This is a genomic window from Pseudomonas sp. NFPP02 (genome assembly GCF_900119355.1).
In the GTDB taxonomy this organism is placed as follows: Bacteria; Pseudomonadota; Gammaproteobacteria; order Pseudomonadales; family Pseudomonadaceae; genus Aquipseudomonas; species Aquipseudomonas paracarnis.
The window spans coordinates 47,129-55,099 of record NZ_FPJI01000021.1 but is presented as its reverse complement, the minus strand read 5'-3'; the positions used below and the strand labels follow the sequence as shown (position 1 = coordinate 55,099).

Annotated in this window: 7 protein-coding genes; 2 read left to right on the top strand and 5 right to left on the bottom strand. The window is 61.6% G+C overall.

Features of this window, described 5'->3' with window-relative positions; all coding sequences use genetic code 11:
- Nucleotides 1-2,366 (bottom strand): RHS repeat domain-containing protein (locus BT204_RS26050; RefSeq protein ID WP_139271552.1); only part of this gene is annotated, 2,366 nt, incomplete at its 3' end.
- 273 nt (nucleotides 2,367-2,639) lie between these two features.
- Between BT204_RS26050 and BT204_RS26045 the strand changes: the two genes are divergently transcribed.
- Nucleotides 2,640-3,725: a DUF1615 domain-containing protein gene (locus BT204_RS26045; protein WP_034127058.1), complete on the top strand. Its 1,086-nt coding sequence runs from the start codon at nucleotides 2,640-2,642 to the stop codon at nucleotides 3,723-3,725.
- Here the strand turns inward: BT204_RS26045 and BT204_RS26040 are convergent, their stop codons facing one another.
- Nucleotides 3,726-4,520 (bottom strand): DUF4349 domain-containing protein, encoded by a 795-nt coding sequence (locus BT204_RS26040; RefSeq protein ID WP_072448762.1) that lies wholly within the window; start codon nucleotides 4,518-4,520, stop codon nucleotides 3,726-3,728.
- Nucleotides 4,521-4,677: 157 nt separating this feature from the next.
- Here BT204_RS26040 and BT204_RS26035 point away from each other — a divergent pair, with 157 nt between their 5' ends.
- On the top strand, nucleotides 4,678-5,100 hold the full coding sequence (locus BT204_RS26035; RefSeq protein WP_072448760.1) for a PaaI family thioesterase: 423 nt from the start codon (nucleotides 4,678-4,680) through the stop codon (nucleotides 5,098-5,100).
- Between the two features lie 242 nt (nucleotides 5,101-5,342).
- On the opposite strand, the gene BT204_RS26030 is transcribed toward BT204_RS26035, so the two are convergent.
- The 3 genes from BT204_RS26030 to BT204_RS26020 are packed head-to-tail and all read right to left on the bottom strand — an operon-like array spanning nucleotide 5,343 to nucleotide 7,925.
- Nucleotides 5,343-6,524, bottom strand: a complete 1,182-nt coding sequence (locus tag BT204_RS26030; RefSeq protein ID WP_057710150.1) for an acetyl-CoA C-acetyltransferase — start codon at nucleotides 6,522-6,524, stop codon at nucleotides 5,343-5,345.
- Nucleotides 6,525-6,535: 11 nt separating this feature from the next.
- Nucleotides 6,536-7,195, bottom strand: a complete 660-nt coding sequence (locus tag BT204_RS26025) for a CoA transferase subunit B (protein WP_005786928.1) — start codon at nucleotides 7,193-7,195, stop codon at nucleotides 6,536-6,538.
- 31 nt (nucleotides 7,196-7,226) lie between these two features.
- The gene (locus BT204_RS26020; protein WP_003190329.1) at nucleotides 7,227-7,925 is read right to left on the bottom strand and encodes a CoA transferase subunit A; all 699 of its coding nucleotides are present in this window, start codon (nucleotides 7,923-7,925) and stop codon (nucleotides 7,227-7,229) included.
- Between the last annotated feature and the right edge of the window lie 46 nt (nucleotides 7,926-7,971).

The window sequence follows — 7,971 nt, the reverse complement described above, 5'->3', positions numbered from 1 at the left end:
TAGTCAGTAACCTCTCCATCGGGATCGGTCCTACGCGTAACATCGCCTTGCTCATTACGCTCATATTTCCAGACCGCCTCCCCACGCCTGACAACCCGTACAAAACCGTTGTCATGCTCGTAGGACGTTGGCTCATCATCCCGCGGAAACAGCGCCACCAAGCGTCCGGCATCGTCGTACTGATAGGCCGTCACCGCGCCCATCGGGTCTTGCTCGACGGTCAGTCGGCCCTGGTCGTCGTAGGATTTAAAGTGCGTGGCGCCGTCCGGATCAATCCTCTGCACCAGCCGCGCCCGCTGGTCATGGACATACACCTCCTGGCTACCATCGGCGTTATGCACGGTGACGCGCCCGTCATCGCCCCAGGCATAACGCGTGTCCATCTGCGAAAAACTCGCCCAATGCCGCACGCAGCGCGCCGCCTTGCCCGCGTGTTCCCATTCCCAAAAGAAACTCGCGCCACCGGCCAGTTGGCGTTCAAGAATGACGTGCTGATCGTCGTACCGATAACGCTCGCTTTCCCCGACAGCATTGGTCGCGCAGACCAGTCGGCCAGCTTCGTCATAGGTGTAGGAAACGATGTTCTGCTCGGTTTCCCAAACGTAGGGCTCACGCCCTTTGGCGCGATGAACCTGGTAGTCCACCGCGACGATGCGGTCCAGCTCATAGCGCAGTAGTAGGGAACGACCAGCACCGTTATCCAGCCGCTCAATCCGTCCTGAGCGATCACGGCAAATGCGCAGACGGTTGTCATACGCATCGCTGATGGAAACCAAGACACCGTTACGAAAGTGATAAAACCGCGACGCCTGGGCCAGCACCAGTTCATCAGGCGCCGAACCCAAGTAGATCGCCGCTTCGGCCAGGCTGTTAGTAATCGCCGGTCGAGCTGAAGTCGGCAAGGGCAGGGTGGTCGAGCGGTTCTCATGATCGGTCCACACCACCGAATCGCCCGACACCGCAAGCCGATGGGCCAGCCCATGACTCCAACCAAACCCCAACCCACAATCCACATCCACCGCACTGGTGCGATACAGCCGCGTCCACGCAAACGGCAAAATCCCGTCCAGTGCGCCGTCGGTGAGTATCAGCAATTCCTCGCCGGTGACCATCGACACCGGGCAGCCGTTGGTAACGGTCTTGTCCGCTGGCGCCGCCGCATCGCCTTTAGGATTTGAAGCCACCGCCGGCACATCATCGACAGGCTCCTGACGGACCAATGTCGTGCGCTGGGCCTTGCCGCGCACCATCGGCACCGGGTTCGAAACCAGTGTGTCGCCTGCCTTCAAGGGCACCACTGGCACTACCTTGACCGGCGTCGCCGCACTGCTCAGCAACACCGGCTTTGCGGCCTCCACATGCGCCCCTAACCCTGGCCCCACCACTTGCTTGGCCAGCAATTCCAACAACGCCCGCGCCCGCCCGGATTTAACGTGACTGAGCACACGAGCCCCCAATCGCACCACCACGCCCATCCCACCCAAGACGCGAATCAGCAGTAGATTGATCAGCACCTCACCGGTAATTTCACCCCACAGTTCCGCCATCTCTGGCGGCGGGAGCATGCGCATCCAGCTGACCAGCGCCGACAGGTAGATAAACAGCAGCGGCTCGTCACTGAGTACCAACAAGCCCTGGGCTATCGCATCACTGCCCAGGGTCAGCAGTTCGTCGAGCTCAGTTTGCGAAAGGTAGTGCATTAGCTTTTCGCTGTTGGGCTTGAGGTCCGCCAGCAGCGCAGACAGTTCGCCAATGTTGTCCCACAGGCTGTAAAGCGCCTTGCCCAATCCACTGACAAAGGCCGCCTCCAGCAGGCGGCGCCGCTCAAGCGGGCGGGCGTCTGTGTAGTTTTTCCACTGGGCCTGGAAGGTGTCGGTCCACTCTTTGTGCAGCCGGGCTTCCAACGCTGTGATCACTGAGTGGTAGGACGTATACAGCGCCTTGAGGTGATCCTGGGAAACGTTGGGGTAGAAACTCACCCGGTATTGCTGGTTGCGATCGCACTCGGTGACTTCGAGGATGCCACTGGGGCCGATGGTCTTATGGAGGGGCTCGCCCAGCGGGCCGCCGTTTGGATCAACGCGTTGCACGATCACCGGGGTGTTGCCGATGGGTACGAACCTCGTGCTCTGGAACATATGCACCAGGGTCAAGGTACCCGTGGCCTGGCAGGTGGCGACGGTGCTGCTGGGAAACAGGGAGCGATTGACCGGGGCAACCAGCGCGACGTCATCCCCGACCTTGAACACCTGTTCGACGTCCAGCGCGGAGAAGCTCCAAAAGCTTTTGGCCCACTCGTCAAAGGTGTTCAAGCAATCGCGAAAGTCACGGAAGACGCCCTCGACGTCGACCGTTTCCACGTTCATTGGCGTCAGCGCCAGCCTGCCAATGGCCGGGTTCAAGTGGCGGCCCCGTCAACCGCACGCGTCACGAAAAAAACCATCTGCACTCCCTCGCACTGTTTGATCAGGCGAGGGACTTTGCAGAGGTTTGCCGGGGTGAGGAGTAGAGCTTATCCGGCAGTTGTGTGGGATGTTTCAGTTACTGCCACGCACTGGGTTCGGCATGCCGACGAACCCCGGTTAGACTTACCTGTCGATATCAGCACTGCCCGGCCCGTCGTTAACCAAGGAAGCCTCATGTATTCAACGCGTCTGCTGCTCTGCCTTATTCCTTTACTGGTACTGGCCGGGTGCTCAACTTCCCGTGGCCCCCAGCAGCCCGAGCGCAGTGAAGCCGAGGTGAAGGCGCAGATCGTGCGCCTGCTGCCGGCCAAGGTCGCGGACCGCAACGGCTGGGCCCAGGACATCTACACCGCGTTCGACACCCAGAAAATCTACCCCAGCACCGAAAACATCTGTGCGGTGCTGGCGGTGACCGAGCAGGAGTCCACCTATCAGGTCGACCCGCCAGTGCCGGGCATGGGCAAGATCGCCCAGGATGAAATCTTGCGCCGTGCCGGCAAGGTGCACGTGCCGGCATTCGTGGTGCGCAGCGCCTTGCAACTGCGCTCGCCCACCGGCAAAACCTACGCCGACCGTTTGAATGCCGCCCGTACGGAAAAGGACCTGAGCGCGATTTTTGACGACTTCATCAGCATGGTGCCCCTGGGCAATACGCTGTTTGGCGGGTTCAACCCGGTACACACTGCTGGCCCCATGCAGGTCAGTATCGACTTTGCGCAGAAACAGGCGCGGGGTTATCCCTACACGGTGGACGGCACGATTCGCCGCGAAGTGTTCACCCGTCGCGGCGGCATGTACTTCGGCATCGCCCACTTGCTCGGTTACCCGGTGAGCTACGATCAGCCGCTGTACCGCTTTGCCGATTTCAATGCCGGTTGGTACGCCAGCCGCAATGCCGCGTTCCAGGCCGCGGTCAGCCGTGTTTCAGGCAAAGAGCTGGCGCTGGATGGGGATTTGATCCGCTATGGCTCATTGTTGCCCGGCACCACCGAGTTGGCGGTGCGTTCACTGGGGGCGAAGTTGGATATGCGCAACCCGAGCATCCGCAGCCAACTGGAGCAGGGCGAGCAGTTGGATTTCGAGGACACCACCTTGTACAAGCGCGTCTTCGCCTTGGCTGACCAGGCGGCCGGCAAGCCGCTGCCACGGGCGATCCTGCCGGGTATTGTGCTCAAGAGCCCGAAGATCACCCGCAACCTGACCACGGCCTGGTTTGCCAAGCGCGTGGATGAGCGCTACCAGCGCTGCATGAAGCGCTGATCAACTGCGGCGCTTGACGAACCGGCGCCACAAGCCCACCCACAACCACACCACCGGGAACGCCAGGATCACGAAGGGCAGCACATAGCTGGCACGTTCCAGGGCGTCTGCGGTGCCGTTCACCAGGTTGTCTCCCAGGTTGCTGAACATCCGGGTGAACCTTGACACCTGGTTGGCGCCGTCCGAGGAGCGGAAGTTCAAGGTCATGCGGTTGGTGTCGAGGCGGCGTTGCTGGCCGGCGGCAACCTGGGCCAGTTCCTGCAGCTCGTTTTCAATGCCGGCTTGCTCTTTGCTCAGGACGATCAGGTCGCTGACGGTGATGTCCTTGCGCTTGGCCAGTTCATCGAGGCGTTGCTGCTGGGCTTGCAGGCGGTCCTGGCGACGGCGCACATCCGCCACGGCATCGGCCAGGTCTTCGGCAGTGGTGATGCGCTGGCCGAGCTTACCGCCTTCTGCCGCCAGGGCGACCATCGGTTCCACACCCGTGGGCGCGATTCGCAGGATGATCTGGCCGCCTTGGCCGTCTTCGGTGATGCCAAGGATATTGCAGGCACCAAAGCGCGCCGTTTCGCACGCCTCACGAGTGGCCTGCATACGCGGCGCAAGCAGGGCGCCGGGCAGGGCCAGGGCCAATTCATGCTCATAGGCCAGTTGCGCCCCGGCCTTGCCCTGTTCGCCATTGATGACGGTGGCGCGAGAGTGGTCCGTGGGGGAACAACCGGCCAAGGCCAGGCCGGCAAGCAAGATCAACAGCGGCGCGCGAAGCGGGTGGGAGTTGCCGTCCAGGTGGCGCATGGCGTTTCCTTGAAATGTGCAGGAGAAATTGGCCGAGATTAAAGCGGGTCTGGCCCATTAACGCAAAGCATTGCCCGGGATTTGCCCGGCTGATGGTGGTGGCTGTCGGGTCGGGGCTGGCGTACACCTCAGGCCTCACCCCAGGGAAGCATCCGCCATGAACGTTCAGACTGTCCCCCAAGGCTTTGTCCCGTTGCCGCGCAGCAGTCCGTTGCTGGAACTGCTCGGCCCGGCGTATTGCCGTGGCGAAGGTTTGCAATTGGAAGTCGGCTTGCGCGCCGATCATCGTCACGCCAATGGGCGCGGTACGGTACATGGCGGGGTGCTGGCGACGCTGGCCGATATCGGCATGGGGTACGCCATGGCGTTTTCCAGTGAGCCGCCGTTGCCGTTGATTACCGCCAGCATGACCGTGGATTACCTGGGCGCCGTGCAGGTAGGGGAGTGGATGGTGGTGCGTCTGGAAAGCCACAAGCGCGGACGGCAGATGGCGTTCGCCACGTTGAGTTTGCAGGTGGTGGAGCGGGTGGTGCTGCGGGCGAGCGCGGTGTTCGCGGTGCCGCAAGCTGACAGGCAGTGAGATCAAATGTGGGAGCTGGCTTGCCTGCGATAGCGGTGTGTCAGTTAGCAATGGTCTGACTGATAGACCGCTATCGCAGGCAAGCCAGCTCCCACATTTTGATCGAGTTCATTCAGGGGGATCGATATAAAGAAAAGGCCTGGCTTTTCGTGGAGCCAGGCCTTTTCTATGTTGCTCTATTGGCGTGGGGCTGCTACGCAGCCCAACGGGAGCAAGCTCCCTCGCCACAATAGCGATCCGATTCAGTTGCGTTCGAGCGCCAGGGCGACACCTTGGCCGCCGCCGATGCACAGCGTTGCCAAACCTTTCTTGGCATCGCGCTTGATCATTTCGTGCAGCAGGGTCACCAGTACGCGGCAGCCTGAAGCACCGATCGGGTGGCCGATGGCGATGGCGCCGCCGTTGACGTTGACCTTCTGCGCGTCCCACTCCAGCTCTTTGCCCACCGCCAGTGATTGCGCGGCGAAGGCTTCGTTGGCCTCGATCAGGTCCAGGTCCGCAAGCTGCCAACCGGCCTTGTCCAGGCAGCGGCGGGTGGCCGAGACCGGGCCGATGCCCATAATGGCCGGGTCGACGCCCGCGTTGGCGTAGCTGGCGATACGCGCCAGTACGGGTAGGCCGAGTGCCTTGGCTTTGTCGGCGCTCATCAGCAGCACGGCCGCAGCGCCGTCGTTCAGGCTGGAGGCGTTGCCGGCGGTGACGCTGCCGTCTTTCTTGAACGCAGGCTTGAGCTTGGCCAGGGATTCGGCGGTGGTGCCGGCGCGGGGTTGTTCGTCCACCGCGAAGGCCACCGGGTCGCCTTTGCGCTGGGGAATCAGGATTGGCGTGATCTCATCGGCAAAGCGTCCGGTTTCGATAGCGGCGGCAGCTTTTTGCTGGGAGGCGGCGGCAAAGGCGTCCTGGGCTTCGCGGCTGATGCCGTACTTGTCCACCAGGTTCTCAGCGGTGATACCCATGTGGTAATCGTTGAACGCATCCCACAGGCCGTCGGTGATCATGCTGTCGATCATCTTCGCGTGGCCCATGCGCAACCCGGTGCGTGCGGCAGGCAGTACGTACGGGGCCAGGCTCATGTTCTCCATGCCACCGGCAATGATCACCTCGGCGTCGCCGCAACGAATGGCCTGGGCGCCCAGGTGCAGGGCCTTGAGGCCCGAGCCGCAGACCTTGTTCAGGGTCAGGCTCGGCACGGCATGGGGCAGGCCGGCAAGGATCGAAGCCTGGCGCGCCGGGTTCTGGCCGCTGCCTGCGGTGAGCACCTGGCCGAGGATCACCTCATCCACTTGCGCCGGGTCCAGGCCGGTCTGCTCCAGCAAGCGACGGATCACGGCGGCGCCCAGTTCCGGGGCCGGAATGTTCGCCAGCGAACCTTGGAAGCTGCCCACGGCGGTGCGGGTGGCAGCAACAATCACGACGTCTTGCATGGAATCTGTCCTCACTGGAAGTGCATTTCTGGAACGTGGTCCGGGACGATCAGTTTACCGGCGGTCTTGCTCACAATCTCTTCAACGCTGACGCCAGGTGCGCGTTCCTTGAGGACAAAAGCGCCATTTTCGATTTCCAGGTACGCCAGGTCCGTGAGTACACGCTTGATGCAGTTGGCACCGGTCAGCGGCAGGCTGCATTGGCTGAGCAACTTGGACTCACCGTCTTTGGATGCGTGAGTCATGATCACAATGATGTTTTCTGCGCCGGCCACCAGGTCCATGGCACCGCCCATGCCCTTGACCAGCTTGCCGGGGATCATCCACGAAGCGATGTTGCCCTGTACGTCCACTTCGAATGCGCCCAATACGGTGAGGTCGACATGCCCACCGCGAATCATCGCGAACGACTCGGCGGAAGAGAAGATCGAGGCGCCGATGCGTGCGGTGACGGTCTGCTTGCCGGCGTTGATCATGTCGGCGTCGATGGTTTCTTCGGTCGGGAACGGGCCCATGCCAAGCAGGCCGTTTTCCGATTGCAGCATCACTTCCATGCCGTCGGGGATGTAGTTGGCCACCAGGGTCGGAATGCCAATACCGAGGTTCACGTAGTAACCGTCCTGCATCTCGCGGGCAACGCGTTGAGCCATTTGTTCGCGGGTAAGCGCCATGATTGTTTCCTCTTGTTGTTCTGGACGGGGATTATTTGCGGACGGTGCGCTGTTCAATGCGCTTTTCGAAGGTGCCGCAGATGATCCGGTCGACGTAGATGCCAGGGGTGTGGATCTGCGCCGGGTCCAGCTCGCCCGGTTCGACGATTTCCTCGACTTCGACCACGGTGATCTTGCCGGCGGTGGCGGCCAGCGGGTTGAAGTTCTGGGCGGTGTGACGGTAGATAACGTTACCGAAGTGGTCGGCTTTCCAGCCTTTGACGATGGCAAAGTCGCCGGTGATGGACTCTTCCATCAGATACGGGCGACCCTTGAATTCGCGGGTCTCCTTGCCTTCGGCAACGGGGGTGCCGACACCGGTGGCGGTAAAGAAGGCCGGGATGCCGGCACCGCCTGCGCGCATTTTTTCTGCCAGGGTGCCTTGAGGAGTAAGCACCACCTCAATCTCGCCGCTGAGCAGTTGTTTCTCGAAGAGGGCGTTTTCACCCACGTAGGAAGCGATCACTTTGCTGATCTGCTTCTGTTCCAGCAGCACGCCCAGGCCGAAGCCATCGACGCCGCAGTTGTTGGAAACCACCGTCAGGTCGCGGGTGCCTTTGCGCTTGATTTCGGCAATGAGGTTTTCCGGAATGCCACACAGGCCAAAACCACCGGAGAGCACGGTCATGCCGTCTTCCAGGCCTGCCAGCGCTTCTTCATAGGACGCCACGCGTTTATCGAAACCTGCCATATGCACCTCTTTTATTGTTTGTGGTCCAGCCAGTGAGTTGAGTGTT